Here is a 22,616-nt window from a genome sequence, read left to right as displayed (position 1 = left end):
CCGAACAGACCACCAGAGATGAGGATCTGTCTATGCACCAATGGATCAACGCCCTCGCCGACCACCAGGCCCGCGGCGAAGCCTGTGTCTTGGTGACCATCATCGAGGAGCGTGGCTCGACGCCACGCAACGCAGGTTCCAAGATGGTCGTCAGCGCCACTGGCCTGTTCGATACCATCGGCGGCGGCCACCTGGAGTACAAAGCCCTGCATATCGCCCGGCAAATGCTCCAGGAGCAACGCACCACCCCGCATCTGGAGCGCTTCAGCCTCGGCGCGAGCCTGGGCCAGTGCTGCGGCGGCGTCACCGTGCTGCTGTTCGAGCCGATGGCCGCAGTGCAGGCGCAGATTGCCGTGTTCGGCGCGGGCCATGTCGGACGTGCTCTGGTACCCTTGCTCGCCGCGCTGCCCTGCCGGGTACGCTGGATCGACTCGCGTGAACAAGAGTTCCCCGAGGCCATCCCCAACGGCGTGACCAAGGTCGTCAGCGAAGAGCCGGTCGACGAAGTGGCCGAGCTGCCGGCGGGCAGCTACTGCATCGTCATGACCCATAACCATCAGCTGGACCTGGAGCTGACCGCAGCCATCCTCAAACGCAATGATTTCACCTGGTTCGGCCTGATCGGATCGAAGACCAAGCGGGTCAAGTTCGAACACCGCCTGCGCGAGCGCGGCTACGACGATGCCGTCGTGGCACGGATGCGCTGCCCGATGGGCCTGGCCGAGGTCAAGGGCAAGCTGCCGATCGAGATCGCAGTGTCCATCGCCGGTGAAATCATCGCCACCTACAACGCCTGCTTCGGCCAGCACGACGCTGCCGCCAATTCAGGCCCGATCGCCCAATTGCTGCCGCCCTCCCGGCGCAGCCAAGCCAATTGACGAGACCGTTATGAGCGCAACCCGCAAAGCCTACCGAGCCGCCATTCTGCACAGCATCGCCGACCCGGCCGAGGTGGGCCTCGACGCTTCCCACGAATATTACGAAGACGGCCTGCTGGTGGTCGAAGACGGGCGCATCAGTGCCCTGGGCCATGCCAGCGAGCTGCTGCCCACTCTGGGCGCCGAGGTCGAGGTGGTGCACCAGCGGGACGCCCTGATCACCCCAGGCTTCATCGACACCCATATCCATTTTCCGCAGACCGGCATGATCGGCTCCTATGGCGAACAACTGCTGGACTGGCTGAACACCTATACCTTCCCGTGCGAAAAGCAGTTCGCCGACAAGGCCCACGCCGACAAGGTGGCGCACATCTTCCTCAAGGAGCTGCTGCGCAACGGTACCACCACGGCACTGGTGTTCGGCAGCGTCCACCCCGAGTCGGTCGATGCCCTGTTCGAGGAGGCCCAGCGCCTGGACCTGCGCCTGATTGCCGGCAAGGTGATGATGGACCGCAACGCTCCTGATTACCTGACCGACACGGCCGAGTCCAGCTACACCGAAAGCAAGACGCTGATCGAGCGCTGGCACGGCAAGGGCCGCCTGCACTATGCAGTGACGCCACGCTTCGCCCCGACCAGCACGCCAGAACAGCTGACCCTCGCCGGCCAGTTGCTCAAGGAGTATCCGGGGCTGTATATGCATACCCACCTGTCGGAGAACGTCAAGGAAATCGAGTGGGTCAAGGCGCTGTTCCCGGAACGCAGCGGTTACCTGGACGTCTACGATCACTACGAACTACTGGGTGAGCGCTCGGTGTTCGCCCACGGCGTGCACCTGTGCGATGAAGAATGCCAGCGTCTGGCCGACACCGGTTCGGCGGTCGCCTTCTGCCCGACCTCCAACCTGTTCCTGGGCAGCGGCCTGTTCAACCTGCCCCAGGCGGAGCGGTTCAAGGTCAACGTCGGGCTTGGGACCGACGTGGGCGCCGGCACCAGCTTCTCGCTGCTCAATACCCTGAACGAAGCCTACAAGGTCATGCAACTGCAAGGCGCACGCCTGCACCCGTACAAGTCGCTGTACCTGGCCACCCTGGGCGGCGCCCGCGCGCTGCGCCTGGACGACCGTATCGGTAGCCTGCGCCCGGGCAACGATGCCGACTTCGTGGTACTGGACTACAAGGCCACCCCGCTGCTGGACTACCGCATCCAGCAGTCCAACAGCATCGAGGAGACCTTGTTCGTGCTCACCACCCTGGGCGACGACCGCACCGTGCGTGAAACGTACGCGGCCGGGCGTTCGGTGCACCAGCGCTGAGGCTCAGAAGTCGGCCAGCCGCTGCACAGCGACCTGGCCGACATGGGGGCCGGCCTCCAGACGCAGGGTCGCGGTAAGCCTTACCAATTGCCCGTCTGCCAATGCCTGGCGCAGGGACTGCGCCGAGCTTTCGGGCAAATTGGCAAGCCAGAATTCGATCCAGTTGCTGGACAACACAGCCCGCCCCTGCTCGAAAGCCATATCGATCCAGGCCTGGTCGCTGACCTGCAATGCGATCAGGTAGACCCTTCCCGTCGACGGCTGATGGTATTGGATGATGCCTCCTACCCGATGTTGTTGCACCAACCCATAACGCCCCAACAAGTCGTCGATCGCATTGACGGCATGGGAACGCAGGCGCGTACCGCTGACAGCGGCCAACAGGTTGGCAGTGTAGTCGTCCATCGCTCGCAGGTAATAGACCGTCGGGCTGCTACCTATCGGTTCGACCGGCAATGCCAGGCGCCAGGACATGGCGCTGTCCAGGCCAACCGGTTGTTGCCGGGCAAGCAACAGAAAAGGGTCGGCCAACTCGCCCAGGCTTCGACTATCGCGCAACCACAGCGCCAGCACATGCTCCAGATGCAGCAACCTTGCATACTCGCTGCCCTGTGCTCCGTCCAGCACCGCTCTAGCCGCATTTTGCGCGCTTTGTCGGGTCAGCCCGGGTCGCGCTCTGATGACCAGGCTGTCAAGCTGCATGGAAAACAAGGTACGCCTTACGGACCAACCTTCCGGGCCTCGGACCAATAGCCAAGTCTGCTCACCGAAGCGCTCACGCACACAGCGCTCCAAATCATCGAAGGTCAATGGCGACGGCAACGCCTGCGAACGCGAGAGCAGTATCCGGCTAGAGGTCTGCACCGGATACACCGGCAACCAACCACCCTGGATACCCACCCCATGAACCAGCCCGTCATTCCCCATCCCATATAACCCGGAACCGGGAAGCAGCTCTCGATCAGAACCTTGCAAAGGACGAACCACATCCCGCCACGTACGAACCTGCAATGGTTGGGCTACAGCGCCCGGCGATATCCTGACGGATTGCCAGACCAACTCGGCACGTTGCTGCCCCTCGATATACAGGCCGCCGAGCAATGGGCGCAGCAACCCTTGTCGGCGCGCCGAGCGCAGGGCTGTTGCCAAGGCGGGATCGACCAGCCGCGAGAGCAACATGTCGAGCCATCCATCGCCCAACAGCACCACGTTGTTCATGCCCTGAACCGAAACCGCCCCCATCACTTCATGCTGGACCAGTACATAGGTTTCACGTCGCCCAGGCTTGACGAATATCACCACGCAGCGGCGGTGATTGCCGTGACGGAACAGCACCTGGTAACCGCGATCGGTAATGACATTGGTCAGTACCCCGGCCAACGAATGGCTGATGGCGCCGTCAACTACAGCGCGTACGGCGGACTGTTCGGTGCTGCTCAGTGTCCAGCGCAACTGCACGAAGGACGCACGAGCGTCCCGGAGCGCCAACACCGGGCGCGGCGTGGTCACCTCCTGCACGACCAGATGAAGCAGCGGGTCGGAGGTCGCTGTGTCGAGCCATCGCTCAAGCATACGCAGCCGCACCTGTGTCAGGCCCGGGGCAGTATCGGCACTACGATAGATCGCCTCGCCCAGTGACCAGAGGCTTTCTTCAGCCATACTGGGAAACCGTCTTTGCAGGCGACTGCGAAACGTCTCGGCATACCCACCTACCACCTGCGCCGGCTCGATTGCAGTGTTGCCAAGGGTGACGCGAACAGGCCCCACGCCTTGCTCGATAAGCTCATCCAGCTCACTCAGCCGGGTCGGCATTCGGCCCACGGGGAGCACGTATCGACCTCGCCCCTCGACCGCGCCAGGCAAGAGCGGGTAATACTCGCCTGCGATCCGCACACCGGGGCGCTGGACCGACTCTGCCGCGAATGTCACCGAGACTTCCCCGCCGTATGCCTGGACCACCACGGTGTCGCCATCCCCGACCTGCCAGCGCACGGACTGCCAACGTTGCGTGAGCGGGGCCTGTGCTCCCGAGGTACCCTGGCCACGCCGGTAGGCACGAGCCCAGGCGGGCGCGGTTGCGTCTTGCAGGTAGGCATAGGCGAATTCAACCGCACGCGCATCCGTCGGGAACTCATATTCCTGCAGGACGAGTCGACCTCGCCGGATAGCCTGGGTTCGGGTCGTGCCGGCGAAGCGTGGATGCTGGCTCACCGGGCCCCAACTGGCGAAGACCTGCTCGGCATCGGTGATCTGGCCGCCTCCGCCTCGCAGTCCGACCTGCGCATGCACGACCCAGCGCTCGCCGTCGATCCTCACCGGCGCATCGTAGTGGCGCGTGGCGGTGGTTTTCAGGCGCAGCGTGTGTTCGCCCTTGCGTCGATACACTGCGTAGGCATAGCCATCCTGCCAGATGTACTGCTCACCATCGAGGAGCCAAGTCCCACTATCACGACCAGTCAAGGGCATCGGACGGTCGAACTTGACTTGCGCCTCGTACCCTTTGAAAGGACCTATGGCAATGCGTCTCCGAGTCTGCAGACGTGTCGCCCTGCGCAGGCTCGCCACGCTAGAACCGGCCGGGACGACGGTCAGCATCGCATCGAGCACTCCGCCGACCACGCTGAGAATGCCCATGCCGAGGGTATCGACATTTCTCGAACGCCAGCCGTCACCGATGGCCAGGGCGCCGTAGTGAATGTCCTGCAGCGCAATAGGCAGGTTTACACCGGGTACGATAGCTAACGCCGCGCGCAGGTAGCCCAAATGGCGGTGATGCGCTTCGAGATCGTTTTTCCGCCGGATGCCGTACTGGCTGCGCCCCTGGCGCCTTGCCTGATTGACCAGACGATTACTGCGCTCGGTCACTTGCAGGTGGATCAGCGTCTGGGCCAGCGAGGGAGGCGCACTCAAGTAGCCTCCATAACGACGAAAGGCCGCCTGGCTAAAATAGCTGAGCAGTTTTTCAGGTTCGTCGCTGGAGCGGTCCGCCACGTACCTCGCCATATCAGGCTCCACTTCGATCAACCAACGCAGATGCTCGAGTGCGTCTTCCAGCCGCTCGCGCTCAATCAGTCGATGGGCGTGAGGGGCGCCAGGCAGGTACAAGAGGGTACGCCCTTCTGCCGTATCGACCAGCGCGCCTGCACCCTCGATGTTACGTCCGAGTTCCTCGGTACTGGTAATGGCCAGCCAATGCACCCGCAGCCCGGCCTCGGCCAAGGCCTCTGCGCTAGATGACTGGGCTGCGACATCCAGCATCGCCGCCCCTTTTTCGGACAGCTTGCCGCACCATCGCCATGCCTGGGCCAGCAATTTCAACTCTTGGCTATAGGGTTCGACCAGCAACTGGGCATGCTGCTCATTGGCCAGGTCCAATGTCGCCCGGACCTTCGCTTCGTATTGCTGGAGTGGATCGAGCTCAACCAGTACGTCCGACAAGTAGCCAGAGGTAATCCCATCGACCTGCAGGTTGGCCATAGCCATCCGCTCTACTTCCGAAGGCTCGCTGGCGTCGAACCCTTCGCTTGCCAGCTTTTCGAGGGTGACCGACTCCCGCGCCTCGCTCGGCACCCATTGCATCGCCTCCCCTGGCCGGTGTCCTGCGGCGCCATACCCTGGCGCAGGTTCCAGGACTGTGCCCTGGCCGAACCACTGATAGGTAACGCTGACAGGCCTTTCCAGCAACACGGTGTCGGCAGCCAAGGTGATGCCCTTGTCGATCTTCAACCTTGCGATCAAAAGGTCCGCAGCAAACGTGGGAAATGGCGGAAGCTGCGCTTTCAACCATCGCTCCAGGCGATCCGACTGCACGTGATAGTTCACCAAGTGTTCGGCATAGGCCCGGCGCTCGGCATCACTACGCACCAACATCCATTTGGGCAGCACCTCCATCATGGCTATCCCTTGCCATTGGCGCTCGGCCGCTGCCATGGCCGCCTGGCGGCAGCTGTTCACAGGAATGGCCAAGGCCGCCCGGGCCAGGTCCAACCGATATTCAGCGCTTTGCTCCCGGGAAAGCCGTTCTCCCTGAACCAGCTCGTCCGGTTCCGGATCCAGCCTCGCCATCCAAAATGTGAACAGCTCACGTACCAAACCAGGCAAACCTTCGCTGTTGGGCACTAACGTCAGTTGGGCGTTTGTACGCGGTATGAGCGTGGAAACGGCGAAGCCACCCACGACCAGCGTGGCGCCGAGCCGTTCACGCAGCGCGTCAAAACTTTCCAGATACGTCATTCCACCGCTTTCGCCATGCACCCACAACACGATCGGCGCGTCATGCAAGCCAGCCAGACGGTCAACGGCCCGGGCCATGATCCAGATGCCGGGCAACACCTGCCCATCGGCGTACACGGACAACCACTGCACCGTCTTCTCTTGAGTCTGTAGAAAAGACCAGGCATGGACCTGGGCAGGCAAGCGCCGCTCTTCGGCCAGCAGGTTCGCCTCGCTTCTCATGGCCTGTTGAATGTGATCGGAAAACGTCTCGATGCGGCGCGTCCAGTTTTCCGGGTCTTCCTTCAGGCCGTCCTGCAACTGCCGCCAGGCGTCCTGTCGCTGCAGCAATGCCGCATTCCAGCCGGCCAACGCGCTTTTTGCAGGCGGCGTTTCCCCAAAGCGTTCGAGCAGGTCACACAGATAACCTAGACGATGCTCCTTACGTAACTGCCTTGGATAAGTCGCAGGCAAGCTGCCCAATGCCAGCAGATCGACATGGTCGCGAGCCTGCTGTTTCATCGCCTGATCAACGACCGTGCGCCAAGTCGCCGGCCGGTTCGCGATCAGCGTGGTGTAGTCGGCGAAACCCTCGGGAAGGATGTGCACCCAATCCTTGTCGTTGGCCGCTTGGGCGCGCAACGCTTCGTCCAGCTGGTTGAGCCAGACGATAGGCGCCTCGGCAGTCACAAGCCCTGCATTCACGCAGGATCGGGCATAGGCGGATGCTTCATCGTGGGGTGTTTGCGCGTGAGCGATTGGTAGCGCATCAAGCAGTTCGTCGAACGATCTCATGTGGTGGCTCCTGGTTTAGAACCACTGATCGTTGCTTGGAGCGACCTGGAAACTGCGGTAGATCTTTGGCACCGCTCAACGCATCGAAGGCATACCACGCCCTTCTGGATCAGGCGGGGCGTCGCTCGAAAACACCTCTGCGGGGTACCGGCAAGTCCCAGCGCGGCCCAGCCAGCCATTGGCTGGCTGGGTATCTAGTGTGGGAGACCGATCGAAGAAGGGATAGGCAAACGTTCAACCCTTGGCCGAGGCCTTGGGTTTCTTCAGCAAGTGCGAGAACACCGCATGCAGGTCGTCCGAGGCGCTTTCCTCGTCCAGGTTGAGCTTGGTGTCGATATGATCCATGTGGTGCATCATCAGGCTGACCGCCAGATCACCATCGCGGGCCTCGATGGCATCGATCAGTTGCATGTGCTCGTCATACGAGCAATGCGAGCGGTTGCCGCTTTCATACTGCGCAATGATCAGCGAAGTCTGGGATACCAGGCTGCGCTGGAAGCTGATCAGGGGTGCATTGCCGGCGGCCTCTGCCAGCTTGAGGTGGAACTCGCCTGAAAGCCGGATGCCGGCACCGCGATCACCACGGGAAAAGCTGTCGCGCTCTTCGCGGACCATTTGGCGCAACTCGTTGAGTTGCTCGACCGTGGCGTGCTGCACCGCCAACTCGGTGATGGCGCGCTCGACCATGCGGCGAGAGAAAAACACCTGGCGCGCCTCTTCAACCGTCGGGCTGGCCACTACCGCTCCCCGATTTGGCCGCAGCAGCACCACGCTTTCATGGGCCAGACGCGACAGGGCACGGCGGATGATGGTGCGGCTGACGCCGAAGATCTCGCCCAGCGCTTCCTCGCTCAACTTGGTGCCCGGTGCCAGTCGCTGCTCGAGGATCGCCTCGAAAATGTGCGCGTAGACGATATCGTCCTGGGTACCGCTGCGGCCGGCCTTGCCGTTGCGCGCAGGTTTTTTCAGAGGTTGCAGCTGTTCGTTCATGGGTTCTCGAGCACGAGGATCCGCCAGTCGGGACCTTGACTGTAATACCCGTCAGAGGGTGGCTGGCAAGTCCTGGAAAGAAAAAAGGGACCAAGGTATCGGCCTATTGTACACAGGCATACCGATTTCTGCAGGTAGCCTTCGCCATATAGCTACTATGCGTCGTATTTCGCTCACAAAAGATAAAACATTATTTGCATTATTTGTACACAAACGCATAATCCTGCGAGCAACTTCTTGACCCGAAAGTCAACAAACGGTCAGACGTCTGCCATCCCCTCGCGGAGCCGCCCAAGTGCATGGCGCAGGACCAGGCTCCGAAACAACAAGAAAGACTTGAGGAGTACTCGCTGTGGAAAGCCGCAAATCCGAAGCCCCTACGCTGGATCTCGCTCCACCGCTCGAAACGAGCTGGCTGGAACGGATTTTCAAACTCAAGCGACATGGCAGCACCGTCAGGACCGAGCTGATCGCCGGGGTGACCACCTTCATCACCATGGCCTACATCATCTTCGTCAACCCCAACATCATGGCCGATGCCGGTATCGACCATGGCGCAGCGTTCGTCGCCACCTGCATCGCCGCGGCGCTTGGCTGCCTGTTGATGGGGCTGTACGCCAACTGGCCGGTCGGCCTGGCCCCGGGCATGGGGCTCAATGCGTTCTTCACCTATACCGTGGTCGGCACCATGGGCTACACCTGGGAAGCGGCGCTGGGCGCGGTATTCGTCTCCGGCGTGCTGTTCATGTTGCTGACGCTTTCGCGGGTGCGTGAATGGCTGCTCAACAGCATCCCCGTGAGCTTGCGCCATGCCATGGGGGCCGGCGTCGGTCTGTTCCTCGGCCTGATCGGCCTCAAGACCGCGGGTATCGTCGTCGACAGCCCGGCCACGCTGATCAAGCTCGGTTCGCTGCATGAGCCTGGCCCACTGCTGGCGGCGGTGTGCTTCCTGATGATCGCCGTGCTCAGTTACCACCGGGTATTCGGTGCAATCCTCATCAGCATCATCGCCGTGACCTTGGCGGGTTGGGGCCTGGGGCTGGTGCAGTACGGTGGTGTTTTCTCGCTGCCGCCCAGCCTGGCGCCGACTTGGATGGCCATGGATGTTGCCGGGGTGTTCAACGTCAGCATGATCAGCGTGGTACTGGCATTCCTCTTCGTGCACATGTTCGACACGGCAGGGACCTTGATGGGCGTAGCCCAGCGGGCTGGCCTGGTGGATGCCGACGGGCGCATCGAGAACCTGTCGCGAGCGTTGAAGGCTGACAGTGCATCGAGTGTATTCGGTGCTGCGGTGGGGGTTCCGCCGGTGACCAGCTACGTGGAGAGTGCCGCGGGGGTTGCCGCCGGTGGCCGCACGGGCCTGACCGCCGTCGTGGTTGGCCTGCTGTTTGTCGCGGCGATGTTCTTTGCACCGCTGGCGGGGATGATCCCGGCGTATGCCACGGCGGGGGCGCTGATCTATGTGGCGATGCTGATGATGGGCAGCATGGCGCATATTCATTGGGACGAGGCGACCGATGCGATTCCGGCGATCGTGACCGTGATCATGATGCCGTTGACGTTCTCGGTGGCGGATGGGATTGCCCTGGGCTTTATCAGCTATGTGGCGCTCAAGGCGGGGACTGGGAAGTTCAAGGAGATTTCCGCGAGTTTGTGGGTGCTGTGTGTGATCTTTATTGCCAAGTTTGTGTTTCTTTGAGGCTTGGGCTTGGGCTTGGGCTTGGGCTTGGGCTTGGGCTTGGGCTTGGGCTTGGGCTTGGGCTTGGGCTTATAGAAAGTGTAAATATTCATTTGCGGCGGTGGCGCCACTGGCGCTTTTCGCCTTTACGGCGACCTACTTTTGCTCTTGGGCAAAAGTAGGCAAAAACCGCTGGCTCCTGCATCCGGCCCCGGCGCTGCGCGCCGGGGTTCCCTCGCTCCGGCATTGCTCCCGGCGGGGCGCGGCGAAGGGCCATCCATGGCCCTGCGCCGCTTGCCAGGCATCCATGCCTGGCACCCACCTGCGCAATGCCTACGCTCGGCCTCCTGACGTCGCAATTGGCGGCGCCTGGGCTGTTGCGTAGGAAAAGCAAGAGCAAGAGCGAAAGCGGCGGGGGTGGCGGTGAAAAATCATATTGATTGGTGGGCTGTTCTTGCCCAATCGCGGGGCAAGCCCGCTCCCACAGAGACCGCACAACGCTCGAGCGTGCGCCGCTTCTTCCTGTAGGAGCGGGCTTGTCCCGCGATGGGCCCGAAAGCTCACCGCCACTCCACTGAATATTCAAGACAAAAAAAAGCCCGCCAGTGTGAGAGCGGGCCAAGGACCTACGAAGATTCTTCTAGCGACCAACTAGCTTCCACGATAGGTCGAGTAACTGTACGGCGAGATCAGCAGCGGCACATGGTAGTGCTCCTGGTTCTGATCGATACCAAAGCGCAGCACGACAACATCCAGAAACGCGGTTTCAGGCAGTTTCACACCGCGAGCACGGTAGTAGTCGCCAGCGCTGAACTGCAGCTGGTACACCCCAGCGCGATAATCTTCACCCTGCAGCAGTGGCGCGTCGACGCGGCCGTCGCTGTTGGTCAGGGCAGTGTTCACCAGCTCCAGCTGCTGGCCTTCGACACGGTACAACTCGACCTTGATCGAGCTGCCCGGGCAGCCATGAGCGGCATCCAGTACGTGTGTGGTCAAACGTCCCATTTGCTTGTCGCCTCTTGTCGTATGCGTGGGCAAAAAATACACGGCAATCACCGCGCCAGGGGCCTGCGGTGTGCGGGAATGGAGCCATTAAGACATTTTCTCAAGAAATTGTACACAATTTTTTGAGCACCTCTTGCACAGCCACCCTTCCCTGCTTGTAAATACACTAATGCCCGCAAAGACAGGCCCCATGCCGACGGCGTCGTCATTAGCTGACCGACCAGGCAGGTTTCTTGCAATACATTCTCAACCGACAGATGGGAAGAAATGCGGAAAAACAGGCTTACAAAAGATTTCAGAAGTTGTATACAATCACTCCATCCGGTGGTGCGACAACCCGACGCGGGCCGCCCACCCCACGCATCGACGAACAAGAAGGAAGACTGCAGTGAGCGCTGACTACCCTCGCGACCTGATCGGTTACGGCAACAACCCACCTCACCCGCAATGGCCGGGGAATGCACGCATCGCTCTGTCCTTCGTGCTCAACTACGAAGAAGGCGGCGAACGCAACATCCTGCATGGTGACAAGGAGTCCGAAGCCTTCCTGTCCGAGATGGTCGCCGCCCAGCCGCTGCAAGGCGTGCGCAACATGAGCATGGAGTCGCTCTACGAGTACGGCAGCCGCGCCGGCGTATGGCGCCTGCTCAAGCTGTTCAAGGACACTGGCGTGCCACTGACCATCTTCGCCGTCGCCATGGCCGCCCAACGCCACCCCGACGTGATCCGTGCCATGGTCGAAGCCGGCCATGAAATCTGCAGCCACGGCTACCGCTGGATCGACTACCAGTACATGGACGAGGCGCAGGAACGCGAGCACATGCTCGAGGCCATCCGCATCCTCACCGAACTCACCGGCGAACGCCCGCTGGGCTGGTACACCGGCCGCACCGGCCCGAACACCCGCCGCCTGGTGATGGAGGAAGGTGGCTTCCTCTATGACAGCGACACCTACGACGACGACCTGCCCTACTGGGAGCCGAACAACCCGACCGGTAAACCGCACTTGGTGATCCCGTACACCCTGGACACCAACGACATGCGCTTCACCCAGGTCCAGGGCTTCAACTGCGGCGAGCAGTTCTTCCAGTACCTCAAGGACGCCTTCGACGTACTCTACGCAGAAGGCGCCGAAGCACCGAAGATGCTGTCTATCGGCCTGCACTGCCGCCTGGTCGGTCGCCCGGCCCGCCTAGCCGCGCTGAAACGCTTCGTCGAATACGCCAAGAGCCACGACCAGGTCTGGTTCGCCCGTCGCGTCGACATCGCCCGCCACTGGCACGCCACCCACCCGTACAAGAACGAGAACGCCTGATGACCGCTTTCAAGACCCTCAAGCCATCGACCCTGGCCCGCGACGCCTTCGTCGAAGCCTTCGCCGACATCTACGAGCACTCGCCGTGGGTTGCCGAGAAAGCCTATGACCTGGGTCAGCTGGCCGAGCTGGACGAGATCGAGGCGCTGCACCAGCGCATGAGCGACATCCTGCTCAGTGCCAGCCATGAAGACCAGCTGGCCCTGATCAATGCTCACCCGGACCTGGCAGGCAAGGCCGCCATCCAGGGTGAGCTGACCGAGTCGAGCACCAACGAACAGGCCGGCGCCGGTATCCACCAGTGCACCGCCGAAGAGTTCGCACGCTTCACCGAGCTCAACGACGCCTACAAGGCCAAGTTCCAGTTCCCATTCATCATGGCGGTCAAGGGCAGCAACCGGCACCAGATCCTCGCCTCCTTCGAAAAACGCATCCACAACGACGCCGATGCCGAATTCAAGGAAGCCCTGGCGCAGATCAACCTGATCGCCCTGTTCCGCCTGCTGCAACTTTAAAAGACGGTGCGATGGCCCGCCCCGAGTGAGCGATACGTTCGCGCCAGGGCAGGCCCACACCCTAAACAGAACATAGAACAAAGAGATAACCGCATGCGCACTTTAGTGATCGAGCCCTTGACCAAAGAAGCCTTCGCCCCGTTCGGTGACGTGATCGAAACCGATGGCAGCGACCACTTCATGATCAACAACGGGTCGACCATGCGCTTCCACAAGCTCGCCACGGTCGAGACCGCCGAGCCCGAGGACAAAGCGATCATCAGCATCTTCCGCGCCGATGCCCTGGAGATGCCATTGACCGTACGCATGCTGGAACGCCATCCGCTGGGCAGCCAGGCTTTCATTCCGCTGCTCGGCAACCCCTTTCTGATCGTGGTCGCGCCAGTTGGCGATGCACCTGTATCAGGCTTGGTCCGAGCCTTCCGCAGTAACGGCAGGCAGGGCGTTAATTACCATCGCGGCGTCTGGCACCACCCGGTGCTGACGATCGAAAAGCGGGATGACTTCCTGGTGGTTGATCGCAGTGGTTCCGGCAACAACTGCGACGAGCATTACTTCACCGAGGAACAGATGCTGGTCCTCAATCCCCACCAATAAGAAAAGGTCGGTCATCCAGGGTTCGCCCAGGCCGTGACCGGCAAGAGGTAAATACTGTGGAAGCACACCTTCACGAATGGCTGAACCTGAGCATTCGCTGGGTTCACATGATCACCGGCGTCGCCTGGATCGGTGCCTCGTTCTACTTCGTCTGGCTGGAAAACAACCTGAACCGGAGCAATCCGCGTGACGGGCTGTCGGGTGACCTTTGGGCCATCCACGGCGGTGGTATCTACCACCTGGAGAAGTACAAGCTGGCCCCGCCGAAGATGCCCGAGAACCTGCACTGGTTCAAATGGGAAGCCTACTTCACCTGGATGTCCGGTATCGCCCTGCTCTGCGTGGTGTTCTACTGGAACCCGACCCTGTATCTGCTGGCACCTGGCAGCACCCTGAGCGGTGCCGAGGGCGTAGCCATCGGTATCGGCTCGCTGGTAGCAGGCTGGTTCATCTACGACTTCCTCTGCGACTCGCCCCTGGGCAAGCGCCCGGCCCTGCTTGGCGCCGTGCTGTTCGTCCTGATCATCGCTGCGTGCTTCGGCTTCAGCCTGGTATTCAGCGGCCGTGGTGCGTACCTGCACACCGGCGCGATCATCGGCACCATCATGGTCGGTAACGTGTTCCGCATCATCATGCCGGCCCAGCGCCAGCTGGTAGCGGCCATCGAGAAGAACGAAACCCCAGACCCGGTCCTGCCGGCCAAGGGCCTGCTGCGTTCGCGCCACAACAACTACTTCACCCTGCCGGTGCTGTTCATCATGATCAGCAACCACTTCCCGAGCACCTACGGCAGCCAGTACAACTGGCTGATCCTGGCCGGGATCGCAGTGGCCGCGGTACTGATCCGTCACTACTTCAACACCCGTCACGACAGCAACAAATACGCCTGGACCCTGCCTGTCGGCGCCCTGGCGATGATTTGCCTGGCCTACGTGACCGGCCCGAAGCCGATGCCGACCGCACCTGAGCAAGCCGCGGCGAAGATCGAGTACCAGCCGCTGCCGGCGACCGCCATCGGTGGCAAGACCGCTGCCGAACAGCGCGCCGAAGAAGCCGCCAAGGCCGCCGAAGCGCCTGCCGCACCGGCCGAAGCACCTGCCCAGGCTACCGCCCAGGCCGCTCCCGGTGGTTTCGAGAAAATCCACACCGTCATCCAGGAACGCTGCACTGTGTGCCACTCGGCCAAGCCGACCAGCCCGCTGTTCAGCGCTGCACCAGGTGGCGTGATGTTCGACACCCCGCAGCAGATCCAGGCTCAGGCCGCGCGTATCCAGGCGCAGGCCGTCGCCAGCCAGATCATGCCGCTGGGCAACATCACCCAGATGACCCAGGAAGAACGCAACCTGGTCGGTGCCTGGATCGCCAAGGGCGCTCCGGTCAACTGAGTCGCGCGCTGTAACACACGTCAAGCTGTAAGTAGTACGTAGCTAGCATCGAGCTAGGACTCCAGAGGGGAAACCCCGGGCTTTCGAGCCTGCCCCTCCGGAGCCCGACGCTTGGATCCGAGAATAAAAACAAAACTCGAGGTGCTGCATGTCCGAGTCCCGCAAGGCGTACATCCCCGTTGCGCCCCCACGACAGCCTCTGCCCCTGTTCCAACTGATCCTGGTGGGCCTGCAACATGTATTGCTGATGTACGGAGGCGCGATCGCCGTGCCTTTGATCATCGGCCAGGCCGCCGGACTGTCTCGTGAAGAAGTTGCCTTCCTGATCAACGCCGACCTGCTGGTCGCAGGCGTTGCCACCATGGTTCAATCGTTCGGTATCGGCCCCGTCGGCATTCGCATGCCAGTGATGATGGGGGCCAGCTTCGCTGCCGTCGGTAGCATGGTCGCCATGGCCGGCATGCCGGGCGTCGGCCTGCAGGGGATTTTCGGCGCGACCATCGCGGCCGGTTTCTTCGGCATGTTGATCGCGCCGTTCATGTCCAAGGTGGTGCGGTTCTTCCCACCCCTGGTCACCGGTACCGTGATCACCTCGATCGGCCTGTCGCTGTTCCCGGTCGCGGTCAACTGGGCCGGTGGTGGCCATGAGGCCGATACCTTCGGCTCGCCCATCTACCTGCTGGTTGCCGGCCTGGTACTGGCGGTGATCCTGCTGATCAACCGTTTCATGCGTGGTTTCTGGGTCAATGTCTCGGTACTGGTAGGCATGGGCCTGGGCTACATCCTGGCCGGTTCCATCGGCATGGTCGACCTGTCCGGCCTGTCCGAGGCGCCATGGGTGCAGGTGGTCACGCCGCTGCACTTCGGCATGCCGACTTTCAGCCTGGCACCGATCCTGTCCATGTGCCTGGTGGTGGTGATCATCTTCGTGGAATCCACCGGCATGTTCCTCGCCCTGGGCAAGGTCACCGACCGCGAAGTCACCCCGGGCATGCTGCGTCGCGGCCTGATGTGCGATGCGGGGGCGTCGTTCGTCGCCGGCTTCTTCAATACCTTCACCCACTCCTCCTTCGCCCAGAACATCGGCCTGGTACAGATGACCGGGGTGCGTTGCCGCTATGTCACCATCGTGGCCGGCGCCTTGCTGATCCTGCTCAGCCTGCTGCCCAAGGCGGCCTTCCTGATCGCCTCGATCCCGCCTGCGGTACTGGGCGGCGCGTCCATCGCCATGTTCGGCATGGTCACCGCCACGGGTATCAAGATCCTCCAGGAAGCGGACATCTCCGACCGTCGCAACCAGCTGCTGGTCGCGGTCAGCGTCGGCTTCGGCCTGATCCCTGTGGTCCGTCCGGAGTTCTTCGCCCAGATGCCCCAGTGGATGGAACCCATCACCCACAGCGGCATCGCCATGGCCACGCTGAGCGCCCTGGTGTTGAACCTGTTGTTCAACATCCTTGGCGGTGCCGAGCGCGCCGTGCACAACGCCGCCCATCAGCACTGAGTGGTCGGGCGGCAACATCGCCGCCCGGCTCTTCCCCGCAGTAACCGCAACACCGTCGGCCCACGCGCGTGGGCCGTACGGGGCGCCTGCGCGCCGAAAAAACCACAAACAAGAACAAGAACCGGGAATCACAACATGAAGCGCATCACCTCGTCCCTGTTGCTGGGCAGCAGCCTGCTGGCCACCCTCCCCGCCGTCGCGGGCGACTTGTTGGAGTGGCACGGCGAAAGCCTGACGTACCTGTACGGCAAGGACTTCAAGGTAAACCCAGGCATCCAGCAGACAGTGACGTTCGAACACGCCAACCGGTGGAAATACGGCGACACCTTCCTGTTCATCGACAAGACCTTCTACAACGGCCAGGCCGATGCCACCAAAGGCCCGACCACCTACTACGGTGAGTTCAGCCCACGTCTGTCGTTCGGCAAGATCTTCAACCGCAAGCTCGAGTTCGGCCCGATCAAGGACGTACTGCTGGCCATGACCTACGAGCGCGGCGAAGGCGACAACGAGGCCTACCTGATCGGCCCCGGCTTCAGCCTGGCAGTACCGGGCTTCAACTATTTCAACCTGAACTTCTACTGGCGCAATACCGAGGGCAGCCGCCCCGGGGACGATGTCTGGCAGATCACCCCGAACTGGTCCTACACCATTCCTGTCGGTAAATCCGACATCCTCATCGATGGCTACATCGACTGGGTGGTGGACAACGACCAGACCCGCCGCGGTACCTACCACTCCAACCTGCAGTTCAACCCACAGGTCAAGTACGACCTGGGCAAGGCCCTGAACTGGGGTGCCAAGCAGCTCTATGTGGGTATCGAATACAGCTATTGGAAGGACAAGTACGGCATCGACAGCCAAGGCAATATCGACAGCAACCAGAGCGTAACCAGTGCCTTGGTGAAAGTTCATTTCTAAAAGTTGACTGCAAGATCAAGTTTTATGCCATAGTGCGCCAGGACGGAGCACTTGAGGCCTGGCGCGCAAGTGAGTAATCTGCGCGCCCCCTCGATCAGGGCAGGAAGGATCCTGCCCGCGTTTCCTGACCGCTCAGTCAATGAATTCGGGCGGTTGGCCAACGTGTTGCCAGCCTGAAATACCCTTTTCATCCGTTCAGAACGAAGTCGAGCAGGATGGTTGTGACCAACCCGGAAAGTTGGCGCAGCTCTTGCCAAACAGCTGTGGCCAATCGAAAAAAGCTGACTCGAAAGACAAGAATAGCGCCAAAGAGCGCTGACAACAGATCTGACTCAAGGGAGCGACCTTCGCAATGCGTACCATCAACAGCCTGATACTCGCCGGCGGCCTGCTGGCATCCGGAGCCACGTTCGCCGGCGATCTGCTGCAATGGCAGAACAACAGCCTCACCTACCTGTGGGGCAAGAACTTCAAGGTGAACCCGGAAACCCAGCAGACTTTCACTTTCGAGCACGCCGATGGCTGGAAGTACGGGGACAACTTCATCTTCTTCGACAAGATCTTCTACCAAGGCAAGAAAGACGCCAGCAACGGCCCGAACACCTACTACGGCGAAATCAGCCCGCGGTTGTCGTTCGGCAAGATTTTCGACCAGAAGCTCTCGTTCGGCCCGGTCAAGGACGTGCTATTGGCCATGACCTATGAGTTCGGCGAAGGCGATACCGAGGCCTACCTGATCGGCCCAGGTTTCGATCTGGATATCCCAGGCTTCGACTACTTCCAGCTGAACTTCTACCAGCGCACCACTGACGGTAGCCGCCCCGGTGATAACGTCTGGCAGATCACCCCCGTGTGGTCCTACACCCTGCCGGTGGGCTCGTCCGACATCCTGATCGACGGTTTCATGGATTGGGTGGTGGACAACGACGAGAACCGCCGCGGCACCTACCAGGCCAACTTGCACTTCAATCCACAGGTGAAATACGACCTGGGCAAGGCGCTGAAGATTGGCCAGAAGCAGTTGTACGTGGGTATCGAGTATGACTACTGGAAGAACAAGTACGGCATCAAGGACAGCGATGCGTTCACCACCGACCAGAACACCATGAGCTTCCTGCTCAAGTATCACTTCTGACGGTGTACGGGGGCTGCTGCGCAGCCCTTTCGCGGCGCAAGGCCGCTCCTACAGGCCGGAGTGGTCTGTATTTGTGGGAGCGGGCTTGTCCCGCGATCCGGGGCTTGCCCCGGCCATCCCCCAGTCAATTGGCCGGGCGCAGCACCTTCCACACCTTGCCCAACACACTCACCACCGCCAGTACCACGGCGCCGGCCACAATGCCTACCAGGCCATTGAGCACACCGCCGGTAAGCGCCCCGCCACGCCCTTCGCTGAACGCTTCGATGGCATGATGCAGCGGCTCGATGCCATGCACCAGGATGCCGCCGCCGACCAGGAACATGGCCGCGGTGCCGATCACCGACAGACTCTTCATCATGTACGGGGCGGCCCGCAGTATGCCGCTGCCCACCGCTTTGGCCAGGTTCGATGCCTTGGTGGTCAGCCATAGCCCCAGGTCGTCGAGCTTGACGATACCGCCCACCAGCCCATACACCCCGATGGTCATCACCACGGCGATGCCCGAGAGCACGACGATCTGCTGGGTCAACGGCGAATCGGCAACGATGCCCAGGGTGATGGCGATGATCTCCGCCGACAGGATGAAGTCGGTGCGCACCGCGCCTTTGATCTTGTCCTTCTCGTAGGCCACCAGGTCGATGTTCGGGTCGGCCAGGGCTTCGTTGTGCGCCGCATGCTGCGTCGCATCCTCGGCCTTGCTGTGCAAGAACTTGTGCGCCAGCTTCTCGAAACCTTCGAAGCACAGGAACGCGCCGCCGAGCATCAGCAGCGGCGTCACCGCCCAGGGTATGAATGCACTGATCAGCAAGGCCGCAGGTACCAGGATCGCCTTGTTGATGAATGAACCCTTGGCCACCGCCCAGACCACCGGCAGCTCCCGGTCGGCACGCACGCCCGTCACCTGCTGGGCGTTGAGCGCCAGGTCGTCGCCCAACACGCCTGCGGTCTTCTTCGCCGCGACCTTGGTCATCACCGAGACATCATCGAGCACCGTGGCGATGTCGTCGATCAGTACCAGTAGACTGCTTCCTGCCATGTTTGCCTGTTTCCAATGGGTTGAATGGGCCGAAGTCTAGCCCAAAGCGGCTGCCTTGAGCGCCCGACAAGGCGAGTGCTACCATGCCGGACCCTCTTTAGAGGTGGCCAGACAAAGGAAGATTCCCGACATGAGCACCATTCGCGAGCGCAACAAGGAGCTGATCCTGCGCGCGGCCAGCGAAGAATTCGCCGACAAGGGCTTCGCCGCCACCAAGACCAGCGACATCGCCGCCAAGGCGGGCCTGCCCAAGCCGAACGTGTACTACTACTTCAAATCCAAGGACAACCTCTACCGCGAGGTCCTGGAAAGCATCATCGCGCCGATCATGCAGGCCTCCACGCCATTCAACGCCGACGGCGACCCCAAGGAGGTGCTCAGCGGCTACATCCGCTCGAAGATCCGCATCTCCCGTGACCTGCCCCATGCGTCCAAGGTGTTCGCCAGCGAGATCATGCACGGCGCCCCGCACCTGTCGCCCAGCCAGGTGCAGCAGCTCAACGAACAGGCGCGGCACAACATCGAGTGCATCCAGCGCTGGATCGAGCGCAAGCAGATCGCCCCGGTCGACCCACACCACCTGATGTTCAGCATCTGGGCGGCGACCCAGACCTACGCCGACTTCGACTGGCAGATCTCGGTGATCACCGGCAAGGCCAAGCTGTCCGACACCGATTACGAAGCCGCGGCCGAGACCATCATCCGCCTGGTGCTCAAGGGCTGCGAGCCCGAGGCTGCCTGATAGACCCTAATCGCCGGCAAGCCGGCTCCCACAGGTACTCCACTGACAGTGAATTCAGTGCGATACCTGTGGGAGCCGGCTTGCCGGCGATTGAACCATTACAGTCAATCCAGAATCAGGCGGCGACCCCAGCATCCGCCGTCAGCCCCACCTCTTCGATCGCACTGATCGCGCACTGCTCGTCGATATCCGACGTATCGCCGCTGATCCCTACCGCACCCAATACCTTGCCGTCCTGATCGCGAATCAGGACACCACCCGGCGCCGGCACCACCGGACGCTCGCCCAGGCCGTTGAGCGCCGCGAAGAACGCCGGCCGTTGTTGCGAATCCAGCGCCAGCAGGCGCGAACCCTTGCCCAGGGCGACAGCCCCCCAAGCCTTGCCCATGGCCACCTGCGGGCGCAGCAAGCTGGCGCCGTCCTCGCGCTGCAGCGTGAGCAGGTGCCCACCGGCATCCAGTACCGCCACCGTCAAGGGGGCGGCGTTGATCTTGCGGCCGGCGTCCAGCGCGGCGTTCACCAGGCTGACGGCGACTTTCAGGGTCAATGCGTTCATGGAAAGGTCCTCTTCTTGTTGTGAGAAGCCCTGAGGGCAGTTGAAAACCGATACGACAATAGAACACAACGGCCAGATTTTTTGTATACAATATTTTTAGACTATCGTGCACGATCAGACGAAATGCCGTTTTCATAGGCTTCCCGACGAAAGCCACCTCCACAGATGAAAATGGATTGACCTAAGGCGCCGAGCGTGAATACACTCTGTCGCAAAACAAGTTGTATACAATTACAAAATCGATGAGGCACAAACCATGAGCAAAATGAGAGCAATCGATGCAGCCGTTCTGGTCATGCGCCGTGAAGGTGTAGATACCGCGTTCGGCATCCCGGGGGCTGCCATCAACCCGCTGTACTCGGCCCTTAAGAAAGTCGGTGGCATCGATCACGTCCTCGCTCGCCACGTCGAAGGCGCTTCCCACATGGCCGAGGGTTACACCCGCGCCAACCCGGGCAATATCGGTGTGTGCATCGGCACCTCCGGCCCAGCCGGCACCGACATGGTCACCGGTCTGTACAGCGCTTCGGCCGACTCCATCCCAATTCTCTGCATCACCGGCCAAGCCCCTCGTGCTCGCCTGCACAAGGAAGACTTCCAGGCCGTTGACATCACCAACATCGTCAAGCCAGTCACCAAGTGGGCCACCACCGTTCTGGAACCGGGCCAGGTGCCCTACGCGTTCCAGAAGGCCTTCTACGAAATGCGCACCGGCCGCCCAGGCCCTGTGCTGATCGACCTGCCGTTCGACGTGCAGATGGCCGAAATCGAATTCGACATCGATGCCTACGAGCCGCTGCCGGTGCACAAGCCAGCCGCCAACCGTGTCCAGGCTGAAAAGGCCCTGGCCATGCTCAACGACGCCGAGCGTCCGCTGATCGTTTCCGGCGGCGGCGTGATCAACGCCGATGCCAGTGAGAAATTGGTCGAGTTCGCCGAACTGACCGGCGTACCGGTCATCCCGACCCTGATGGGCTGGGGCACCATCCCGGACGATCACCCGCAGATGGTCGGTATGGTCGGTCTGCAGACTTCGCACCGCTACGGCAACGCCACCCTGCTCAAGTCCGACTTGGTATTCGGTATCGGTAACCGTTGGGCCAACCGCCACACCGGCTCCGTCGACGTCTACACCGAAGGCCGCAAGTTCGTTCACGTGGATATCGAACCCACCCAGATCGGCCGTGTGTTCACCCCGGACCTGGGTATCGTTTCCGACGCAGGCGCCGCACTGGATGCGTTCCTGGAAGTGGCCCGTGAGTGGAAAGCCGCCGGCAAGCTCAAGTGCCGCCGCGAGTGGCTGGAAGACTGCCAGCAGCGCAAGTCGAGCCTGCAGCGCAAGACCCACTTCGACAACGTGCCGGTCAAGCCGCAGCGCGTGTATGAAGAAATGAACCAGGTCTTCGGCAAGGACACCTGCTACGTCAGCACCATCGGTCTGTCGCAGATCGCCGGCGCCCAGTTCCTGCATGTGTACAAGCCACGCCACTGGATCAACTGCGGCCAGGCCGGCCCGCTGGGCTGGACCATTCCGGCTGCCCTGGGCGTGGTCAAGGCCGACCCCAAGCGCAAGGTCGTCGCGCTGTCCGGTGACTACGACTTCCAGTTCATGATCGAAGAGCTGGCCGTGGGTGCGCAGTTCAACCTGCCGTACGTCCACGTGCTGGTGAACAACGCCTACCTCGGCCTGATCCGCCAGGCCCAGCGTGGCTTCGACATGGATTACTGTGTACAACTGGCCTTCGAGAACATCAACGCCACCGAAGCCAACAACTACGGCGTCGATCACGTGGCCGTGGTCGAGGGCCTGGGCTGCAAGGCTCTGCGTGTGTTCGAACCGGCTGAAATCGCCCCTGCCCTGCTCAAGGCGCAGAAGATGGCCGAAGAGTTCCGCGTACCGGTGGTGGTCGAGGTGATCCTCGAGCGCGTGACCAACATTTCCATGGGTACCGAGATCAACGCGGTTAACGAGTTCGAAGACCTCGCCCTGGTCGGCAACGACGCGCCTACCGCGATCTCGATGCTGGACTGACC

Annotated in this window: 17 protein-coding genes; 12 read left to right on the top strand and 5 right to left on the bottom strand. The window is 61.7% G+C overall.

The window, feature by feature from the left end; all coding sequences use genetic code 11:
* Positions 1-32: 32 nt before the first annotated feature.
* Both xdhC and guaD read left to right on the top strand, forming a co-directional pair.
* Positions 33-878 (top strand): xanthine dehydrogenase accessory protein XdhC, encoded by an 846-nt coding sequence (gene xdhC, locus ACNFG0_RS07130; RefSeq protein ID WP_196144773.1) that lies wholly within the window; start codon positions 33-35, stop codon positions 876-878.
* 10 nt (positions 879-888) lie between these two features.
* Positions 889-2,193, top strand: a complete 1,305-nt coding sequence (gene guaD, locus ACNFG0_RS07125) for a guanine deaminase (RefSeq protein WP_416764358.1) — start codon at positions 889-891, stop codon at positions 2,191-2,193.
* Between the two features lie 3 nt (positions 2,194-2,196).
* Here the strand turns inward: guaD and ACNFG0_RS07120 are convergent, their stop codons facing one another.
* A complete protein-coding gene (locus ACNFG0_RS07120) occupies positions 2,197-7,200 on the bottom strand; it encodes a dermonecrotic toxin domain-containing protein (protein ID WP_416764357.1) in 5,004 nt (1,667 codons plus the stop codon).
* Positions 7,201-7,434: 234 nt separating this feature from the next.
* On the bottom strand, positions 7,435-8,190 hold the full coding sequence (locus tag ACNFG0_RS07115) for a GntR family transcriptional regulator (RefSeq protein ID WP_196144776.1): 756 nt from the start codon (positions 8,188-8,190) through the stop codon (positions 7,435-7,437).
* A 352-nt stretch (positions 8,191-8,542) separates the two neighbouring features.
* Between ACNFG0_RS07115 and ACNFG0_RS07110 the strand changes: the two genes are divergently transcribed.
* Entirely contained in the window at positions 8,543-9,892 is a 1,350-nt protein-coding gene (locus ACNFG0_RS07110; RefSeq protein WP_196144777.1) for an NCS2 family permease, read from the top strand.
* 630 nt (positions 9,893-10,522) lie between these two features.
* Here ACNFG0_RS07110 and uraH read toward each other — a convergent pair.
* Complete coding sequence (uraH, locus tag ACNFG0_RS07105) at positions 10,523-10,876, bottom strand: hydroxyisourate hydrolase (protein ID WP_416764356.1); 354 nt, start codon at positions 10,874-10,876, stop codon at positions 10,523-10,525.
* Between the two features lie 388 nt (positions 10,877-11,264).
* Between uraH and puuE the strand changes: the two genes are divergently transcribed.
* From puuE to ACNFG0_RS07070, 7 genes are all read left to right on the top strand, one after another.
* Positions 11,265-12,191 (top strand): allantoinase PuuE, encoded by a 927-nt coding sequence (gene puuE, locus ACNFG0_RS07100; protein ID WP_196144779.1) that lies wholly within the window; start codon positions 11,265-11,267, stop codon positions 12,189-12,191.
* On the top strand, positions 12,191-12,706 hold the full coding sequence (uraD, locus tag ACNFG0_RS07095) for a 2-oxo-4-hydroxy-4-carboxy-5-ureidoimidazoline decarboxylase (protein WP_196144780.1): 516 nt from the start codon (positions 12,191-12,193) through the stop codon (positions 12,704-12,706). Before puuE ends, uraD begins: the two co-directional genes overlap by 1 nt.
* Positions 12,707-12,799: 93 nt before the next feature.
* A complete protein-coding gene (locus ACNFG0_RS07090; RefSeq protein ID WP_084854623.1) occupies positions 12,800-13,303 on the top strand; it encodes an ureidoglycolate lyase in 504 nt (167 codons plus the stop codon).
* 56 nt (positions 13,304-13,359) lie between these two features.
* Positions 13,360-14,688: a urate hydroxylase PuuD gene (locus ACNFG0_RS07085; RefSeq protein ID WP_196144782.1), complete on the top strand. Its 1,329-nt coding sequence runs from the start codon at positions 13,360-13,362 to the stop codon at positions 14,686-14,688.
* A 148-nt stretch (positions 14,689-14,836) separates the two neighbouring features.
* Complete coding sequence (locus ACNFG0_RS07080) at positions 14,837-16,189, top strand: nucleobase:cation symporter-2 family protein (protein ID WP_196144783.1); 1,353 nt, start codon at positions 14,837-14,839, stop codon at positions 16,187-16,189.
* A 135-nt stretch (positions 16,190-16,324) separates the two neighbouring features.
* On the top strand, positions 16,325-17,110 hold the full coding sequence (locus ACNFG0_RS07075; protein ID WP_196144784.1) for an outer membrane protein OmpK: 786 nt from the start codon (positions 16,325-16,327) through the stop codon (positions 17,108-17,110).
* A 352-nt stretch (positions 17,111-17,462) separates the two neighbouring features.
* Complete coding sequence (locus ACNFG0_RS07070; protein WP_196144785.1) at positions 17,463-18,245, top strand: outer membrane protein OmpK; 783 nt, start codon at positions 17,463-17,465, stop codon at positions 18,243-18,245.
* A gap of 124 nt (positions 18,246-18,369) precedes the next feature.
* Here ACNFG0_RS07070 and ACNFG0_RS07065 read toward each other — a convergent pair whose 3' ends face one another.
* Positions 18,370-19,284, bottom strand: coding sequence for a DUF808 domain-containing protein (locus tag ACNFG0_RS07065; protein ID WP_196144786.1), 915 nt, complete (start codon positions 19,282-19,284; stop codon positions 18,370-18,372).
* Between the two features lie 130 nt (positions 19,285-19,414).
* Between ACNFG0_RS07065 and ACNFG0_RS07060 the strand changes: the two genes are divergently transcribed.
* Positions 19,415-20,026: a TetR/AcrR family transcriptional regulator gene (locus tag ACNFG0_RS07060; protein ID WP_196144787.1), complete on the top strand. Its 612-nt coding sequence runs from the start codon at positions 19,415-19,417 to the stop codon at positions 20,024-20,026.
* Between the two features lie 115 nt (positions 20,027-20,141).
* Here ACNFG0_RS07060 and ACNFG0_RS07055 read toward each other — a convergent pair whose 3' ends face one another.
* Positions 20,142-20,582 (bottom strand): GlcG/HbpS family heme-binding protein, encoded by a 441-nt coding sequence (locus tag ACNFG0_RS07055; protein WP_196144788.1) that lies wholly within the window; start codon positions 20,580-20,582, stop codon positions 20,142-20,144.
* A 256-nt stretch (positions 20,583-20,838) separates the two neighbouring features.
* Here ACNFG0_RS07055 and gcl point away from each other — a divergent pair, with 256 nt between their 5' ends.
* Positions 20,839-22,614 (top strand): glyoxylate carboligase, encoded by a 1,776-nt coding sequence (gene gcl, locus ACNFG0_RS07050; RefSeq protein ID WP_196156683.1) that lies wholly within the window; start codon positions 20,839-20,841, stop codon positions 22,612-22,614.
* Positions 22,615-22,616 lie beyond the last annotated feature (2 nt).

Source organism: Pseudomonas sp. NY15372 (assembly GCF_048068215.1).
Classification (GTDB): Bacteria; Pseudomonadota; Gammaproteobacteria; order Pseudomonadales; family Pseudomonadaceae; genus Aquipseudomonas; species Aquipseudomonas guariconensis_A.
Note: the sequence above shows the minus strand (reverse complement) of the source record. Positions and strands in the feature narration are given on the sequence as shown.